We start from the raw sequence: 15,660 nt of genomic DNA, 5'->3' as shown, positions 1-15,660 counted from the left end.
ATGGGGATGTACTGCAAGAATGTAGCCAAATAGTGGCACGCCGCGCGGGCCGATCAGTGTTTGTCGGCGCCGCCTCTCATTACCAGCTTGATCAAGGGCATCAAGGTCGCGCTCAATTTCAGCAGGCGCGACACGCTGCCCTCGGTACGGACTACGGCAGGAGCGGCTGGCTTGCTCGACCCTGCACCCTTGCCGGTAAAAAAGCCCATGAGCATGACCGCGCCAATGCCCCAGAGTGGTGCATGCTTGATCCCCAGTCCTTCCTGAACCGAACGACTGGCGCCCTTGAGGCGAGTGAGGGGGTTGACCAGGCTGCGAGCTTCCTGGCGAATTTCCTGGCGGTGCATTTCAAGGCGCAAACGAATCAGCGCCTTGCGCATGTCCCGGCGTGAATTCTTGCTCGGCGGATGGGCACTCATGGCAACAGGCGCTCCCGGTCATTGGCCAGCTCTTCGAGGGTGCCGCTGAACGGCGAGGATTCATCGAAGATCGCCGCTTTGAGGCGTACCGCACAGAACAGCCCGGCCAGCAGATAGAAAATGCACAGGCCGATCATCCCCGGAATACGGTAGTTGTCCCACAATAAAATGAGGATCAGACCAGACAGCGCCACCAGCGCCAGCAGGGCGAAGACCAAGGCCAGCCCGGCGAACAACAGCAGGCTGACCGTGCGGGACTTCTGCTCTTGCAGCTCGATCCCGAACAGTTCGATATGGCTGTGCAGCATGCCCAGCACCGCAGCACCGAGTCGGCGTGCGGTGGAGCCGCTGCTGGATGAAGTATCGCTGTCCAGAGCCATGATCAGCGACGAGACGCCAGCAGGCCGATGAGGAAGCCGACACCGGCGGCAATGCCGATCGACTGCCATGGGTTGGCCTGTACATAGTCTTCAGCCTGAACCACCACTTCCTTGCTCTTTTCGCTCAGGGATTCCTGAGTTTCCTTGAGGGATTCCTTGGCCTTGAGCAGGCTTTCGTGAATCTGGGCGCGCAATTCATCAGCTTGGTCGCCTGCCAGCGTGGCGGTGTGTTCGAGGAGTTTTTCAGCGTCCTTGACGAGGATCTGAAAGTCGTTCGCGAGTACTGCCTGAGCCGTCTTTGCTGTCTTGCTGACCATGTCTTTCTCCGTTGATTGCGTTATGGGTGTTCGAGTACTCAGGTATCGGGAAGGTTCATTCCGGAGTGCTGGTACGGCTTTTGCTATTTGCTGGTGCGCTTACTGAAAAGATGCCCCAAATAGGTTCGCGGTCACGCCGTAAAGAACCATATCGGTGCGCAGTAATCATGCTTGCCCTGTTTCAGTGCTTTTAACTACCTTAGGCCTGCCGTTCTCATGGAAATCTCTCAAAGCGCTGTGGATTCGCTGATCCACGGTTCCAATACCCTGTTCATTCTTGCCGGTGCCGTGATGGTACTGGCCATGCACGCGGGCTTTGCCTTTCTCGAAGTGGGCACCGTGCGCCACAAGAATCAGGTCAACGCGCTGTGCAAGATACTCAGCGATTTTGCCGTGTCGACCCTGGCGTACTTCTTCGTCGGCTACTGGGTCGCCTATGGCGTGACCTTTTTGCAGCCTGCCGCAGTGATTAACGTCGACCATGGCTTCGCGCTGGTCAAGTTCTTCTTTCTATTGACCTTCGCCGCCGCTATCCCGGCGATCATTTCCGGGGGCATCGCCGAGCGCGCGCGTTTCGTGCCGCAGCTGTTCGCCACGGTGTTGATCGTAGCCTTCATCTACCCGTTCTTCGAGGGGATGATGTGGAACGGCAACCTCGGTGTCCAGGCCTGGTTGCAGGCGCAGTTCGGTGCCGGTTTCCACGATTTTGCCGGGTCCGTGGTGGTGCATGCGATGGGCGGCTGGCTGGCGCTGGCGGCGATCCTGTTGCTGGGGCCGCGCGATGGTCGCTATAGGGATGGCAAGCTGGTGGCCTTCGCACCGTCCAACATTCCGTTTCTGGCGTTGGGATCGTGGGTGCTGATTGTCGGCTGGTTCGGCTTTAACGTCATGAGTGCGCAGACCCTGCAGGCGGTCAGCGGGCTGGTGGCGATCAATTCGCTGATGGCCATGGTCGGCGGCACTCTGGCGGCGCTGATCGTCGGCCGCAACGATCCGGGCTTCCTGCACAATGGTCCTCTGGCCGGTCTGGTGGCGGTGTGCGCCGGTTCCGACCTGATGCACCCGGTGGGTGCGCTGGTGACCGGGGCGATTGCGGGTGGGCTGTTTGTGGTGTGCTTCATCGCTGCCCAGCGCCAGCGCCGATTCGATGACGTGCTCGGGGTCTGGCCGTTGCATGGCATCTGCGGCGTCTGGGGCGGCATTGCCTGCGGCATTTTCGGCCAGACGGCGCTAGGCGGCCTTGGTGGTGTCAGCCTGATCAGTCAAGTGTTCGGCAGCGCGCTCGGGGTGCTGATAGCGGTGGTTGGAGGTTTTTTGGTTTACGGCGTGATCAAGGCAGTGGCCGGGATCCGCTTGAGCCAGGAGCAGCAGTATTACGGCGCGGACCTGTCGATTCACCGGATTGGAGCGAATGCGCATGAGTGATGACGCACTGGGTTGTCGTCGTGCGCAGAGAGTCCTAGACTGAGGATTCAGACCGGTTGAGGGCGCGTCGAGCATGAACCCCGAATGCCAGCTTTTCATCACCGCCCAGTGCCACCTGTGCGAGCAGGCGGAGGCAGAACTGATGCCTTGGGTGGAGCTGGGTCTGTTGGTCGAGTTGATCGATATCGCCGACCATCCCCAGTACCTTGCTCCCTATGAAATGCGCATTCCGGTGCTGCGTCGGCTTGATACCGGCACCGAACTCGATTGGCCGTTCGAGCCCGAGCAGATCTCGCGGTTTCTGGCCTATGATCCGCGCAGTGCGTGAAGGATAATGCCTGACCGCCTTGATCGCCGAGCCCGTCATGACTGCTACGCCCTTCAATCCTTCCCATCATCAGGCCAGTACGGTCAGCTTGCCGGCTGGGCCGTGGGTAACGGTGTTGGAATGTCTGTGCGCGCATTTTCAGGCAATCAGTCGCCAGCAGTGGCTGGACCGTATCGCCCGGGGGCGCGTGCTGGATGCCAGCGGGCAGCCGATCAGCGTTGATCTCGCCTATCGCCAGGGCCTGCGCATTCACTATTTTCGTGAAGTGCCCAACGAGAAAGTGATCCCCGCTCAGGAGAGCATTCTGCACATCGACGAGCACCTGGTGGTGGCCGACAAGCCGCATTTTCTCCCGGTGACGCCGACCGGTGAATACGTCGAACACACCTTGCTGCGGCGCCTGATTCGGCGTCTCGATAACCCCCATCTGGTGCCCCTGCATCGCATCGATCGGCACACCGCCGGGCTGGTGCTGTTCTCGGCCAATCCCGAGACGCGCTCCGCCTACCAGTCGCTGTTTCCCGCGCGGCGCATCCACAAGCATTATCAGGCGGTTGCTGCCGCGTTGCCGGACATGAATTTTCCGCTGACGCATTGCAGCCGGTTGGTTCATGGCGAGCCGTTTTTTCGCATGCAGGAAGTGGCAGGGGCGAACAACAGCGAGACCCTGGTGCAGGTGGGGGAGAAGATGGGTGATTTCTGGCGCTATGATCTTTTTCCCATTACCGGCAAGACTCATCAGTTGCGCGTGCACATGATGTCGTTGGGGGCGTGTATCCGGCATGACCCGTTTTATCCGGATGTGCAGCCGAATGGGGCTGAGGACGATTATGCCAAGCCGCTGCAGTTGCTGGCTCGGGGGCTGCGATTCGATGATCCGTTGAGCGGTGAATCACGCCAGTTCGAGAGCGCGTTGCGGTTGCAATTGTTGGATGACGGTTTTGTTGGGCGGGGTTGATTGGGATTTTGGGTGGTTCTGCTTTCGAGCCGGCCTTGGGTTCGCCGCCCCAGCATTGGCCCTTCGCCTAGGCTCAGGGTGCCTGCGCTCCGGCACGCGGCCTGCTGGATGGGGCGGCGAACCCAAGGCCGACTAGAAAGCAGAACAGTGACATTGGTGGTGTCTGCTCTTTCATGAAATCGCTCAAATCTCGGCTGGTCCTTTGCTGGGGGCCTGTGCGGCTCGCCCCTCCAGCAGGCCGCGTGGAGGCGCCTGAAGAGAGGGCGATCCCGGCAGGATGCCGGGTCAGGCGCGTTAGGCCATGGATGGCCTATTGCGCCGTGCCCTCTCTTCAGGTGCCGGAACGCGGGAACCCTGAGCCTAAGCGAAGGGCCAATGGGCAGGGCGAACCGCACAGGCCCGCAGCAAAGGACCACACCCCACCTCCAGCGAAAATACCGCGCAACAAAAAAGCCCGCTGTGTGCGAGCTTCTTGTCAACAGCGGCCCAAGCCACCGTCATGAATCTGGTCGGGGAGACAGGATTCGAACCTGCGGCCTTCTCGTCCCGAACGAGACGCGCTACCTGGCTGCGCTACACCCCGAAATCGACATTGCGTTCGAACCGCATGTTGTCACTTGGCAGATCATCCTTGAAGCACCGGCGCGGATGCGTGTCTTTGATCACGCATCCAGCGGCCAATGAATCACAGCTCCTTGACGGTGCGCACCTGATCCTTGTTGACCTTGGTCTCTTTACCGTCCAGTTGCTTGAACTGGTAGAAGCCGGTGTCATCGTCATACTTCGGCGTGTCGGTGGTCTGGATTTCACGCCCGTCGTTCAGGGTGATAACGCTAGGGTTGGCGCAGCCAGCGAGGGTGGCAAGGCCCAAAGCGAGCAGGACGGCGGGCAGAATACGGTGGTTCATGGGTGTTCTCCGGTAAGTAATGCTTGTTCTCCTCTGTTCGGACGCCCGTTTGCGAATGTAAGTTCCATCGATAACTGACCTCTTAAATACTTGCGTTGCCACCACCGTGCGTTTGCGCGAGGGCTTCAGGGGTATTGAGATTGGCCAGGCGTGGGTCGTCAGGCAGGCATTGCAGCGGCTGCGCGTCCAGTGCCAGGAGGATCTTGCGCGGGCTGCGCTCGCCTGCATGCCAGGCGCTTTCGAACAGCGCCGCGTGCATCACCGGAATGACGCAAATCAACGGCTCCCAGTGTTCACCATGACGCACCATCACGGGCTGCTGGGGGTGCCGAGCCGCGCACTGCAACAGGCCTTGCAGCAGCGAGGCGTCCAGGCCCGGGACGTCACAGGGCAATACCAGCAGATGGGTATGGCGAGCCACGGCCAGGCCCGCGCGGATACCCGCCAGAGGGCCAGGGAAGTCATCGCTGTCGTCACTGACCAGCCGATCCGCATACGCGGCGTACTGCGCAGGGTTACGGTTGCAAGAGATGATCAGGTCATCGCCCAGCGATCGCACCAGTGCCTGCAAATGCGCAATCAGCGGCTGGCCGCGCCAGTGCACCAAGCCCTTGTCGCGACCGCCCATGCGCTGGCCCCGGCCGCCGGCCAGCAGCAGTACCGAGCAGGGTGTCAAAGGCAGATCAGCAGGCATGGCGGGTCTCGGCAGGCGTAGGGAAGCGAGGCTGTGATATAACACCGCGCATCTATTTGAACAACTGGACCTAGCCCATGAAGCCCAAGGCCGATGTACCTTTTGTGCCGCTCAATATTGCGGTACTCACTGTCAGCGACACACGCACGCTGGAAACCGATACCTCAGGTCAGCTGTTCGTCGATCGATTGACCGCTGCCGGTCACTCACTGGCCGAGCGCGTGTTGCTCAAGGATGATCTGTACCGCATTCGCGCCCAGGTCGCGCACTGGATTGCTGAAGACGTGGTGCAAGTGGTGTTGATCACGGGCGGCACCGGCTTCACCGGGCGCGACAGCACCCCGGAAGCCGTCAGCTGCCTGCTCGACAAGCAAGTGGATGGTTTTGGTGAGCTGTTTCGGCAGATTTCCGTGGCCGATATCGGCACTTCTACCGTGCAGTCGCGCGCGCTGGCCGGGCTGGCGAACGGCACGCTGGTGGTGTGCTTGCCAGGCTCGACCAATGCGTGTCGAACCGGCTGGGACGGCATCCTCGCCGAGCAACTGGATATACGCCATCGGCCGTGCAATTTCGTCGTGCACTTGAAGCAGGCCGAACCCTGCGCCAGCCGTGGCTGAGTTGGGCGCGGCAAAGCCGCTGATGCCACTGGAACGGGCGCTGGCGCAGTTGCTGGCAATGGCCGACGCGACCCCGATCAGCGAGCGTGAGACAGTAGCGCTGGCGGCGGCTCATGGTCGTGTGCTGGCCGAGGACCTGGTCGCCGGCCTCGATCTACCGCCATGGCCAAACAGCGCCATGGATGGTTATGCCTTTCGATGCGCGGACTGGACCGGTACGCCGTTGCCGGTCAGTCAGCGTATCTTTGCGGGCCAGGCGCCAGCACCGCTGCAGCCGGGCACGTGCGCGCGGATTTTCACGGGGGCGCCGTTGCCAGCGGGCGCCGATTGTGTCGAGATGCAGGAAAACGCCGAGATCCTGGGTGACGAGCGTGTGCGCTTCGTCGAGCCCATCACGGTCGGTCAGAATGTTCGACCGCAAGGGCAGGAAACGCGGGTCGGGGAGTTGGTGCTAGCAGCAGGCACCCTGCTCAGTGCCATCGAACTCGGATTGGCGGCGTCGTTGGGGCGTGCCGAGTTGCAAGTGGCGCGTCGGCCCCGGGTGGCAGTGTTGTCCACGGGGGATGAACTGGTCGAGCCAGGGCAGCCGCTAGGGCCGGGGCAGATCTACAACAGCAATCGGCAGTTGCTGATCAGCTGGCTGACGCGTTTGGGGTGTGACGTGGTGGATGCGGGGATCTTGCCGGATGATCTGGACCGTACCCGCGCGCGCCTGGGCGAGTTGCGAGAGGTCGATCTGATCTTGAGTACGGGCGGGGTGTCGGTCGGCGAGGCTGATTTTCTCGGCATCGCGCTGCGGGAGGAGGGGGAGCTAGCGCTCTGGAAGTTGGCGATCAAGCCCGGCAAGCCACTGACCTGTGGCCAGTTCCGTGGGGTGCCGGTGATCGGGTTGCCGGGTAATCCGGCGTCGACGCTGGTGACATTTGCGCTGCTGGCCCGGCCCTATCTGCTGCGCCGCCTGGGTGTGCAGGACGTCACACCCTTGCAGTTCAGCGTGCCGGCCGGCTTCGATTGGCCGCGTGCCGGCAATCGTCGGGAATACCTGCGTGCACGCCTGGAGAATGGTCGGGCGGTGATCTATCCCAACCAGAGTTCAGGCGTGCTGCGCAGTGCCGCCTGGGCTCAGGGCCTGGTGGAGGTGCGCGAAGAGCGGACCTTGCAGGCCGGCGAGCCGGTGGTCTTCATTCCCTTGAGTGAGCTACTCGGCTGAGGGTTTTCAGCTCTTGGCTTTCTCGGGTACCCGGCCGTAGATATCGGTGAAGCGCACGATGTCGTCTTCGCCGAGGTATTCGCCGCTCTGCACCTCGATCATCACCAGGTCGATCACCCCAGGGTTGACCAGGCGGTGCACGCGACCTGGCTTGATGAAGGTCGACTCGTTGGTATCGAGCATGAACTCGCGATCATCGTTGGTGACCGTCGCCATGCCCGAGACCACGATCCAGTGTTCGCTGCGGTGGTGATGCATCTGCAGCGACAGCGAGCCACCTGGACGTACGACGATGCGCTTGATCTTGAAGCGCTTGCCTTCCTCGAGGATGGTGTAGGTACCCCACGGGCGGGTCACGGTGCGGTGCAGGCGGTAGGCGTCGTGGTCCTGACGCTTGAGCTCCTGGGCGATCAGCCTGACGTCCTGGCTGCGGCTGGCGTCGGCGATCAGCAGCGCGTCCGGGGTGTCGATGATAATCAGGTTGTCCAGGCCTATGGCGCCTACCACCCGACGAGGCGAGTCGATATAGCAGTTGCTCACGTCGTGCAGCACGGTCTCGCCATTGCACTGGTTGCCGTTGACATCGGCGGGGGTCAGTTCGCGCACCGCCTGCCAGGAACCGATATCGCTCCAGCCCAATTGGCAAGGGATCACCGCCACGCGGTTGGAACGCTCCATGACCGCGTAGTCGATGGAGATATCCGGTGCCAGGGCGAAGGTGGTGCTTTCGAGTTCGAGCTGCAACTCGCTGTCGCCAGCCTTGCTGTGACTGAGCGCCAGGCAAGTGCGCGCGGCCTCCAGTACGTCCGGTGCGTGAATTTCCAGCTGTTCGATGATGTTGCCCGCGCGCATGCAGAACATGCCGGCGTTCCACAGGTGCTGGCCGCCGTCGACGTACGTCTGGGCAGTAGCAGCGTCAGGTTTTTCCTTGAAACAGGCAACCTGATAAGCATCCTCGCCGATAGCAGCGCCTTTTTCGATGTAGCCGAAGCCGGTTTCCGGTGCAGTGGGCAGCAGCCCGAAGGTCACCAGCAGGCCTTGATCGGCGAGCGTCTGGGCGGTGCTGACGGCGGCTTCGAAGGCGGCCTGGTCGCGGATCAGGTGATCGGCTGGCAATACCAGCATTTGTGCATCGCTGCCATATTGCGTGGCAATGTGCAGTGCGGCGACGGCAATGGCTGGCGCGGTGTTGCGCCCGGCGGGCTCCAGCAGGAAGTCCAGCGCCACGGGGGTCTTCTGGTTGAGTGCACGCTGTTCGTCCAGCGTGCGGAAGAACACTTCGCGGTTGGTCACCGTGACGATGCGCTCGACGCCAGGCAGGGCCTTGGCGCGCTTGAACGTCTTTTGCAGCAGGCTCTCGCCATCTGGCAAGCGCATGAATGGCTTGGGCATGGCTTCACGGGAAACGGGCCACAAGCGTGTGCCAGCGCCGCCAGAGATGATGCAAGGAATAAGAGTGCCCATAAGAAACCTCATGATCGGTCGAGTGCACAGCCTTCATGGCGGCGCAGGATAAGTGCAGAGCGATAGCAGTAATGGTCACCGGCACGGCGCGCGGCGGCGTGCAGGCGAGGCTGGCTGTGGGATCAGGCAAACAGGATGCGTTGCGCGCCCGCCCGGAGCGTGTTGGGGGGCTGCGTCGATAGACTTGTAATGGGTCGCAGTGATGCTACCGCCACATGGCGACCTGGGAGGTCGTCAAGGCGAGGAGGATACAGTTCGAGATATAGTCAACATGATAGTCAAATTAATGGCAAGTTCAATCGCCTTTGGTCGGCAGGGTCATTAATTTGTCGTGCCATCATGCCTGATGGCACTGATTGTTTCAATCCATCATGGCTTTTTTTCTGCTTATCGTGGTCCACATCACATCTTGTTGAACAGCTGAAGGAGTACTGAAGCATGACTGAGCGCAAGGCGCTACTGATTCTGCATGGCAAGCAGGCCCTCAACGAAGATGTGCGTACGGCCGTCGAAGACAAGCGAGCGGGGGGCTGGCACATTGCCGTGCGGGTCACCTGGGAAGCCGGCGATGCCCAGCGCCTGGTGACGGAGGCACTCGCTGCGGGGTATCTGCATCTGATAGCAGGTGGCGGCGACGGTACCCTGCGCGAGGTCGCCCAGGCCATGGCCGAGGCGGGCACCGAGGCGACGCTGGCGTTGCTGCCATTAGGTACCGCCAATGACTTTGCCCGTGCTGCCGAGGTGTCGCTTGAGCCCGGCGCGGCCCTGGCGTTGCTGGATCTGCCTGCCAGCGCCATCGACCTGGGCAGGGTCGGCGGGCAGATGTTCTTGAATATGGCCACGGGCGGCTTTGGCAGTCAGGTGACCGCCAATACGTCCGAAGACCTGAAAAAGGTGCTGGGCGGCGCTGCCTACCTGTTCACCGGACTGTCGCGATTCAGCGAGCTGCGTAGCGCCTATGGCGAGTTTCACGGGCCGGACTTCCAGTGGCAAGGTGAGATGCTCGCGCTAGGCATCGGTAATGGCCGTCAGGCGGGTGGCGGCCACGTGCTGTGTCCGCAGGCGGTGGCCGACGACGGTCTGCTGGATGTCAGTATTCTGCCGGCGCCAACTGAGCTGGTGGGCACCTTGAAAGATTTGCTGGCGGGCGGTCTAGGGCTGGATCGAATGTTCGTGCGCGCAAGGCTGCCATGGGTGGAGATCAAGAGCTCGCAGGGGCTGGACATCAATCTGGATGGCGAACCGTTACAGGGCGATAGCCTGCGTTTCGAGGCGCTGCCGCGCGCGATTCGGGTGCACTTGCCCGCGCATTCACCGCTGCTCAGTCATCGAGGCTGATCACGCCTTCGCGCACGGCATGCAGGACGAGTCCGGCAACGTCGAAAATCTGTAGGCGTTTCATGATCTGCGAGCGATGGCTTTCGACCGTCTTGATGCTCAAGCCAAGGCCCGTGGCCATTTCGCGCGTCGATTTGCCACGGGCGATCAACCGCAGGATTTCCAGCTGTCGGGCGGTGAGGCGACTGATGGGCGCATTGCTCTGGCGCGGTTGTTCGCTCGACAGCGCCGCGCTGAGCACCTCGTGGGCAATGCTGGGGCTTAGATAGCGCTCGCCGGTGCGCAGCGCATCCAGTGCCTGACGCAGCTCCGAGTCATTGGCGCTTTTGAGCAGAAAGCCTTGGGCACCCGCCTGCATGACCTTCAGTACTAGCTGTGGGTCGCAGGGGTCAGCAAGTATCAAGAATCGGCTGGCAGGATACACGGCGCACATCTGCGCGATCCCTTGCAGCCCGAGATTCAAGCCCAATTTGAGGTCCAGAAGGATGATATCCGGCGCCCATTGCGTCAGGCGGTCCACCATTTGCGCGCAATCGCTGCATTCTCCGCTGACCGTATAGCCGACGAATTCATCGATCCATGCACGCAGGCCGGCGCGGATCAACAAATGATTTTCCACCAGCAGGAGGTTGCAGGTCATGCCGAAAATCCGTCAGGGGCATGCCCGGAGCATGCGCCGAAGTTGGATGGCTATAAGCGCCTGCGATGGAACGGATGGGGGCGCCTGAGTCGGCATCGTAACACTTTGAAACTCAAATTTCTTGAAATGGACTGCCCAGTACGTACGCGTCAGTACTAGCTATTGCTCTGTAGGGACGGGCTTGGCAGTTCGGTTTCGAGCGTCCCCGCCAGGGCTTCCACCAGTACGGTCTGCTCTTCAGAGTCGAGATCGAGCCGGCCGGTGCGTGGGTCGATCAACTCAAGTTGCCAGGCCAGGTGCGTCAGACAGGCAGACAGCGTCTTGAGCGGCGTGTCGTGAAGACGATTTCGCGCCTGGGCGGTGTCGAGCAGGCAATGGATTTTCGAAGAGAAATCGGCAAGTTCGGCGATACCCAAGCGACGTGCGCGCGCGGCAAGCGTCTGCAGAGCGCTGCACAGGCCACGAGCGGCATCAGGATCATTGCCGATCATTTCCAGGTGGCTATGGCACTCGTTCAGGCGATTGAGCAGGGTGTTGGCGTCCTGCAAAAACTCCGCCAGCCCGTCGGGCGCTGAAATGTTGTCTTGCATGCACGATCTCCCGGATCCGGCCTGGTCGCCAAAGCATAGCGTCGGTTCCACGACACCGCCCACGGGAAAGCCAGGGCTGCCAATTGTGAAAGCGACCAATGGGGAGGCTCCATTCAACAATGAGAATGGCGTCACATTAATGACAATCTTGAGAACCGAATATCAGGCTAAACCTGATCAAGGGTATAGGGGATTCCCCGATAGGGGTCAGCGCGATGTTGAACGGCGGGGTTTGTAGAGTGGCTTGATATTAAAGTGATATCATCCAAATGTGAAATATAAAGCGACGAGTGCGTCAAGTTTCCACATTCCACGCCGATACGACTCCCATGTATTGACTCAGTTCCATCACCAGGAGCCTTTCTTAATGGCCGGCATTCTCGATACGGTAGACCAACGCACTCAACTGGTGGGTGAGAATCGCCTGGAGATCCTGATGTTCCGTCTGGCGGGTCGCCAGTTGTTCGCGATCAACGTGTTCAAGGTTCAGGAAGTTTTACAGTTGCCCAAGCTGACGCTGATGCCTCAGCGCCATGCCTTCGTCTGTGGCGTGGTCAACCTGCGCGGGCAAACGTTGCCGGTGATCGACCTGTCTCAGGCCATCGGTATGCGTCCGCTGATCCCGGGGCCTAACAGCACCATCATCGTTACCGAGTACAACCGCTCGGTGCAGGCGTTTCTGGTGGGCGGTGTGGACCGCATCGTCAACATGAACTGGGAGGCGATCATGCCGCCGCCCACCAGCGCCGGTCGCCAGCATTACCTGACGGCCATCAGCAAGGTCGACGAGCAGTTGGTGGAAATCATCGACGTCGAGAAAGTACTGGCCGAGATCGTCCCGTACAGCGGCAAGGTGTCCAGCGAAAAACTTGCCGACCCGGTGCTCGAGCGCGCGCGCGGTCGCGAGGTGCTCTTGGTGGATGACTCCAGCGTCGCCCTGTCCCAGCTGCGCGGTACCCTGTCGCAACTGGGATTGAAGCTGCACACCGCCAGTGACGGGCTCAAGGGCCTGCAGAAACTCAAGGCCTGGGCCGACAGTGGCGAGAACATGACCGACAAGCTACTGATGGTCTTCACTGACGCTGAAATGCCGGAAATGGACGGTTATCGCTTGACCACCGAAATCCGTCAGGATCCCCGTCTGCGTGGCTTGTATGTAGTGTTGCACACGTCGTTGTCGGGCAGTTTCAACGAGTCGATGGTGAAGAAAGTCGGTTGCGACAACTTCCTCTCCAAATTCCAGCCCGATCGGCTGGTGGAAGTGGTGCGCGAACGGCTGATGCTCGACCAGCATTGATTCGCGGCTGCGCCGCTTTTCATTTCCTGCCAATTGCGCCTTCGGGCGCAGGATCGCTTGCGATAGACTGCATTTTTCTCGTCATCGCAAGGCACTACCATGCACCTGAGCGCCCTCTACCGCTATCCCCTCAAGTCCGCCATCGCCGAGCCGTTGCAAGGTTCGGCCGTCGACCTGCTCGGCTTGCAGGGTGACCGACGCTGGATGCTGGTCGACGAAGCCACCGGGCGTTTCCTCACTCAGCGCGCCGTTGGCAAAATGAGCCAGCTCGGTGCGCGCTATACCGACAGCGGTGGGCTGACCCTCAGTGCTGCAGGTATGCCTGCCCTGTCGGTGGCGCTGCCTGCGGCTGACCAGAACCTGCGCGGTGTGACTATCTGGAAAGACTCGCTGCGGGTGCCGGATGCCGGTGACGCTGCCGCAGCCTGGTTGAGCGAGTTCATAGGCAAGCCGACTCGCCTGGTGCAAGTGCCTGAGGCGCGGGCGCGGACTGTAGAGGCGGGCTATGGTGAGCCGGGGGACAGGGTGGCCTTTGCCGATGGCTTTCCGTTATTGCTGATCGGTCAGGCGTCGCTGGAAGATCTGTCAAGCCGTATCGGACGGCCGATGGAAATGCTGCGCTTTCGACCCAACCTGGTGATTGGGGGGAGCGAAGCGTTCGCGGAGGATGGCTGGAAGCGCATCCGTATCGGCCAAACCGATTTTCGGGTGGTCAAGCCCTGCAGCCGCTGCATCCTCACTACACTGGATCCGCTGACCGGCGAGCGCAGTGCCGATCGCGAACCTATGACAACGCTGCTGACTTATCGCAAGCAAAGCGACGGCATCATGTTCGGCCAGAACCTGGTGCCGGATGGTGCAGGGCATCTGCAGGTTGGGATGGCTGTCGAGATTCTGGAATAGTGCGCAGAGCGTGGTCGGGCAGACCGGCCTCTTCGCGGGCAACCCTTGCTTGCACAGTGTTGACCCACCTTGAGTCAAACACCTGTGGGAGCAAGGCTTGCCTGCGACAACGCCAATGTTGCCAGCGCTGATCGAGCTACCGTCAAAGATCGTCGAAGAACCGCTCATGCCAGTCGACGATCGGTTGCGGCGCGTTGAGCTTCTGTCCATAGATGACTGCATACGACAGGACGTTTTGCACGTACTGACGGGTTTCATCGAAGGGGATCGACTCGACCCATACGTCGAAGCTCAAGTGATTGGCGCCCTTGAGCCACTGGCGCACGCGGCCGGGCCCGGCATTGTAAGCGGCGGTAGCGAGCACCCGATTGCCATTGAACTGCGCGTGTACCGAGCTCAGGTAGGCAGCACCCAGCTGGATGTTTTTGTCCGGATCCAGCACCTGCGCGGGCGAGGCCAGCGGGATGCTGAACTTGCGCGAGGTTTCCTTGGCGGTGGCTGGCATCAACTGCATCAGGCCCATGGCGCCGACGCCGGAACGGGCATCTTCCATAAAGGCCGATTCCTGGCGGGTGATGGCAAATACCCAGCTCGAATGCAAACCCCGCAGGCCGGCTTCGCGTACCAGAGCGTCGCGGTGTGCCATCGGGAAGCGAATGGTCAGGTCATCCCAGTATTGCGCCTGGCTGATGGTACGGATGGCAGGGAAGTACCAGCCCATGTCGTAGGCCATCTTCGCCTGGGCGACCATCTCGTCGCGGCTGAAGCGGCGAGTGGCGTGATACCACTCGCGGCGCGCATCGACCACTTGACCTCGGTCGAGCAGCTCCAGAGCGCGCTGGATGCCGGGGGCCTTGCGAACGGTGGTGACGGTCTGCGGAGTCAAAACCAGCGGCTTGTTGAGTACCTGATAGGGCGCTTGAATTCGGTCGGCAGCCAGGAAGCCATAGAAATCACGCTCCCTCGCGACCACCTTGTACAAGGCCGGTACTTGCGGATTTTGCGGTTGTGCCAGCTCGAGTGCGCGGGCCTGCCAGTAGTGCCAGCGATTGCTGGCGGCCAGGTCGCCGTGCAGCTTGCGGGTGAGGTCGTACGCATCCTGCCAGCGGCCCAGGCGCAATAGCAGACGCAGGCGCCATTCGGTGACGGTGTCGTCGACTAGTTCCGGGTCGTACTGGGTCATCAGGTCCAGGGCGCGCGGATCGTAGCGGCGGGCCAGGGTCAGGCCGATTTCGCGAGCGATGGCGACCTTTTCGTCGCGGGAGAAGCGCATGGAGCTGGCATAGTTGTCCAGCTCGCCCATGGCCTGATCCGGGTCCTGCTTGGCGAGCCGGCGCAAACCCAGGCTGACGACGTCGGACATGGCTTCGTCGGCCGGCACGAACAGGCCCGGCTGGCTCAGCAGTTCGGGCTTTTGCGCCACGCTGAGGAGGAGTTTACCTTGCGGGGCGAGGGTGTTGAGGCTGTTGACCAGGCGTGTGGCCAGCGCGTAATTGCGTGCCTGGGCCGCCAGTTTGGCGCGATTCCAGCGTTTCTGTTCAGTCAGTTGGCCTTCGGCGGCCCAGCGTGCGAACAGCGGGTCGCAGGTGGTGGGCTGGTCCTTGCCGACGTTCCAGAGTTTTTCGGCGGTGGCATAGCCTTCGGCGCGCAGGTTATGGCTCAGTTGGTATTGACCGTTGAGGCAGTCCAGTTCGGTGAAATTGAGCTTGGGGTCATAGTACTTTGCGAAGGTGTCCCAATCGCCACGGTCGGCCAGCATGCGCAGCCAGCGCAGAATCATCCAGTTGGCTTGAGGCAGATCGCCGTGCTGGGCGAGGAATTGCTCGATTTCTTCGTTACTGGCGGTGTTCAGGCGAGCGGTGAGCTCGTCGTAGGCCAGGTACGATTCCAGCGGGTAGTCGGCCAGCGCCGCGCGATTGCGCAAGTAGGGCCCGGAATCACCCTTGGCCAAGGCGCGTTTGGCATCGTCGTAGTACTGGCGTTGAAGTGTCAGGTCGACTGCCTGGGCACTGTTGATCGCGAGCGTGGACAAGACAAGGCAGGACAACAGACAGAACAGGCGACTGCGCATGAGACTTCCGGGCAGATAAAACAGAACAGGCGGCGCCATGCACGGCGTCACATACCATGGGTGTTACACAATAGCGCTGTAGCTTAGCCTTTAGCCTCTCGC

17 protein-coding genes and 1 tRNA gene are annotated in these 15,660 nt (G+C 61.2%); 8 read left to right on the top strand and 10 right to left on the bottom strand.

Going from position 1 to position 15,660, the window contains the following annotated elements:
- Window positions 1–53: 53 nt before the first annotated feature.
- Genes LIX93_RS23930 through LIX93_RS23920 form a run of 3 tightly spaced genes read right to left on the bottom strand, consistent with a single transcriptional unit; the run spans window position 54 to window position 1,116 of the window.
- The gene (locus tag LIX93_RS23930; RefSeq protein ID WP_226506545.1) at window positions 54–419 is read right to left on the bottom strand and encodes a hypothetical protein; all 366 of its coding nucleotides are present in this window, start codon (window positions 417–419) and stop codon (window positions 54–56) included.
- Window positions 416–799, bottom strand: a complete 384-nt coding sequence (locus LIX93_RS23925) for a phage holin family protein (protein WP_226506544.1) — start codon at window positions 797–799, stop codon at window positions 416–418. The genes LIX93_RS23930 and LIX93_RS23925 overlap by 4 nt, the downstream gene beginning before the upstream one ends.
- Before the next feature lie 2 nt (window positions 800–801).
- The gene (locus LIX93_RS23920; RefSeq protein WP_226506543.1) at window positions 802–1,116 is read right to left on the bottom strand and encodes a DUF883 family protein; all 315 of its coding nucleotides are present in this window, start codon (window positions 1,114–1,116) and stop codon (window positions 802–804) included.
- A gap of 216 nt (window positions 1,117–1,332) precedes the next feature.
- On the opposite strand from LIX93_RS23920, the gene LIX93_RS23915 reads away from it, so the two are divergent.
- From LIX93_RS23915 to LIX93_RS23905, 3 genes are all read left to right on the top strand, one after another.
- Complete coding sequence (locus LIX93_RS23915; protein WP_226506542.1) at window positions 1,333–2,541, top strand: ammonium transporter; 1,209 nt, start codon at window positions 1,333–1,335, stop codon at window positions 2,539–2,541.
- A gap of 73 nt (window positions 2,542–2,614) precedes the next feature.
- Window positions 2,615–2,869 (top strand): glutaredoxin family protein, encoded by a 255-nt coding sequence (locus LIX93_RS23910; RefSeq protein ID WP_226506541.1) that lies wholly within the window; start codon window positions 2,615–2,617, stop codon window positions 2,867–2,869.
- Between the two features lie 37 nt (window positions 2,870–2,906).
- On the top strand, window positions 2,907–3,827 hold the full coding sequence (locus LIX93_RS23905) for a pseudouridine synthase (RefSeq protein WP_226506540.1): 921 nt from the start codon (window positions 2,907–2,909) through the stop codon (window positions 3,825–3,827).
- 506 nt (window positions 3,828–4,333) lie between these two features.
- Here LIX93_RS23905 and LIX93_RS23900 read toward each other — a convergent pair.
- The 3 genes from LIX93_RS23900 to mobA form a co-directional block, all read right to left on the bottom strand.
- A tRNA-Pro gene (locus LIX93_RS23900) sits at window positions 4,334–4,410 on the bottom strand.
- A gap of 102 nt (window positions 4,411–4,512) precedes the next feature.
- Window positions 4,513–4,734, bottom strand: coding sequence for a YgdI/YgdR family lipoprotein (locus LIX93_RS23895; RefSeq protein ID WP_226506539.1), 222 nt, complete (start codon window positions 4,732–4,734; stop codon window positions 4,513–4,515).
- 82 nt (window positions 4,735–4,816) lie between these two features.
- Window positions 4,817–5,428, bottom strand: coding sequence for a molybdenum cofactor guanylyltransferase MobA (gene mobA / locus LIX93_RS23890; RefSeq protein ID WP_226506538.1), 612 nt, complete (start codon window positions 5,426–5,428; stop codon window positions 4,817–4,819).
- Between the two features lie 77 nt (window positions 5,429–5,505).
- On the opposite strand from mobA, the gene moaB reads away from it, so the two are divergent.
- Window positions 5,506–6,045 carry a molybdenum cofactor biosynthesis protein B gene (moaB, locus tag LIX93_RS23885; RefSeq protein WP_226506537.1) on the top strand — a complete coding sequence of 180 codons (540 nt, stop codon included), beginning with the start codon at window positions 5,506–5,508 and terminating at the stop codon, window positions 6,043–6,045.
- A gap of 22 nt (window positions 6,046–6,067) precedes the next feature.
- Window positions 6,068–7,255: a gephyrin-like molybdotransferase Glp gene (gene glp, locus LIX93_RS23880; protein ID WP_226506536.1), complete on the top strand. Its 1,188-nt coding sequence runs from the start codon at window positions 6,068–6,070 to the stop codon at window positions 7,253–7,255.
- Window positions 7,256–7,261: 6 nt separating this feature from the next.
- On the opposite strand, the gene LIX93_RS23875 is transcribed toward glp, so the two are convergent.
- The gene (locus LIX93_RS23875) at window positions 7,262–8,719 is read right to left on the bottom strand and encodes a mannose-1-phosphate guanylyltransferase/mannose-6-phosphate isomerase (RefSeq protein WP_226506535.1); all 1,458 of its coding nucleotides are present in this window, start codon (window positions 8,717–8,719) and stop codon (window positions 7,262–7,264) included.
- Window positions 8,720–9,157: 438 nt separating this feature from the next.
- Here LIX93_RS23875 and yegS point away from each other — a divergent pair, with 438 nt between their 5' ends.
- Window positions 9,158–10,057 carry a lipid kinase YegS gene (gene yegS, locus LIX93_RS23870; protein WP_226506534.1) on the top strand — a complete coding sequence of 300 codons (900 nt, stop codon included), beginning with the start codon at window positions 9,158–9,160 and terminating at the stop codon, window positions 10,055–10,057.
- Here yegS and LIX93_RS23865 read toward each other — a convergent pair.
- Entirely contained in the window at window positions 10,041–10,697 is a 657-nt protein-coding gene (locus tag LIX93_RS23865; RefSeq protein WP_226506533.1) for a response regulator transcription factor, read from the bottom strand. The genes yegS and LIX93_RS23865 overlap by 17 nt on opposite strands.
- A 155-nt stretch (window positions 10,698–10,852) precedes the next feature.
- On the bottom strand, window positions 10,853–11,287 hold the full coding sequence (locus tag LIX93_RS23860; protein WP_226506532.1) for a histidine kinase: 435 nt from the start codon (window positions 11,285–11,287) through the stop codon (window positions 10,853–10,855).
- Window positions 11,288–11,654: 367 nt separating this feature from the next.
- Between LIX93_RS23860 and LIX93_RS23855 the strand changes: the two genes are divergently transcribed.
- Window positions 11,655–12,584 (top strand): chemotaxis protein CheV, encoded by a 930-nt coding sequence (locus tag LIX93_RS23855; protein WP_226506531.1) that lies wholly within the window; start codon window positions 11,655–11,657, stop codon window positions 12,582–12,584.
- Window positions 12,585–12,683: 99 nt separating this feature from the next.
- Window positions 12,684–13,487 carry an MOSC domain-containing protein gene (locus LIX93_RS23850; protein WP_226506530.1) on the top strand — a complete coding sequence of 268 codons (804 nt, stop codon included), beginning with the start codon at window positions 12,684–12,686 and terminating at the stop codon, window positions 13,485–13,487.
- A gap of 142 nt (window positions 13,488–13,629) precedes the next feature.
- On the opposite strand, the gene LIX93_RS23845 is transcribed toward LIX93_RS23850, so the two are convergent.
- Window positions 13,630–15,558, bottom strand: coding sequence for a transglycosylase SLT domain-containing protein (locus LIX93_RS23845; RefSeq protein WP_226506529.1), 1,929 nt, complete (start codon window positions 15,556–15,558; stop codon window positions 13,630–13,632).
- Window positions 15,559–15,660: the final 102 nt, after the last annotated feature.

This window comes from Pseudomonas sp. MWU16-30317 (assembly GCF_020515695.1).
GTDB lineage: Bacteria > Pseudomonadota > Gammaproteobacteria > Pseudomonadales > Pseudomonadaceae > Aquipseudomonas.
The sequence above is the reverse complement of the archived record's forward strand: the minus strand, read 5'-3'. Positions and strand labels throughout refer to the sequence as shown.

Excerpts from the sequence above, each read along its gene's own strand:
- yegS (WP_226506534.1), top strand. The coding sequence starts at position 9,158 with ATGACTGAGCGCAAGGCGCTACTGATTCTGCATGGCAAGCAGGCCCTC.
- LIX93_RS23860 (WP_226506532.1), bottom strand. The coding sequence starts at position 11,287 with ATGCAAGACAACATTTCAGCGCCCGACGGGCTGGCGGAGTTTTTGCAG.
- LIX93_RS23930 (WP_226506545.1), bottom strand. The coding sequence starts at position 419 with ATGAGTGCCCATCCGCCGAGCAAGAATTCACGCCGGGACATGCGCAAG.
- LIX93_RS23865 (WP_226506533.1), bottom strand. The coding sequence starts at position 10,697 with ATGACCTGCAACCTCCTGCTGGTGGAAAATCATTTGTTGATCCGCGCC.
- LIX93_RS23915 (WP_226506542.1), top strand. The coding sequence starts at position 1,333 with ATGGAAATCTCTCAAAGCGCTGTGGATTCGCTGATCCACGGTTCCAAT.
- LIX93_RS23855 (WP_226506531.1), top strand. The coding sequence starts at position 11,655 with ATGGCCGGCATTCTCGATACGGTAGACCAACGCACTCAACTGGTGGGT.
- LIX93_RS23910 (WP_226506541.1), top strand. The coding sequence starts at position 2,615 with ATGAACCCCGAATGCCAGCTTTTCATCACCGCCCAGTGCCACCTGTGC.
- LIX93_RS23850 (WP_226506530.1), top strand. The coding sequence starts at position 12,684 with ATGCACCTGAGCGCCCTCTACCGCTATCCCCTCAAGTCCGCCATCGCC.
- LIX93_RS23845 (WP_226506529.1), bottom strand. The coding sequence starts at position 15,558 with ATGCGCAGTCGCCTGTTCTGTCTGTTGTCCTGCCTTGTCTTGTCCACG.
- mobA (WP_226506538.1), bottom strand. The coding sequence starts at position 5,428 with ATGCCTGCTGATCTGCCTTTGACACCCTGCTCGGTACTGCTGCTGGCC.
- LIX93_RS23905 (WP_226506540.1), top strand. The coding sequence starts at position 2,907 with ATGACTGCTACGCCCTTCAATCCTTCCCATCATCAGGCCAGTACGGTC.
- LIX93_RS23875 (WP_226506535.1), bottom strand. The coding sequence starts at position 8,719 with ATGGGCACTCTTATTCCTTGCATCATCTCTGGCGGCGCTGGCACACGC.
- LIX93_RS23920 (WP_226506543.1), bottom strand. The coding sequence starts at position 1,116 with ATGGTCAGCAAGACAGCAAAGACGGCTCAGGCAGTACTCGCGAACGAC.
- LIX93_RS23925 (WP_226506544.1), bottom strand. The coding sequence starts at position 799 with ATGGCTCTGGACAGCGATACTTCATCCAGCAGCGGCTCCACCGCACGC.
- LIX93_RS23895 (WP_226506539.1), bottom strand. The coding sequence starts at position 4,734 with ATGAACCACCGTATTCTGCCCGCCGTCCTGCTCGCTTTGGGCCTTGCC.
- glp (WP_226506536.1), top strand. The coding sequence starts at position 6,068 with ATGCCACTGGAACGGGCGCTGGCGCAGTTGCTGGCAATGGCCGACGCG.
- moaB (WP_226506537.1), top strand. The coding sequence starts at position 5,506 with ATGAAGCCCAAGGCCGATGTACCTTTTGTGCCGCTCAATATTGCGGTA.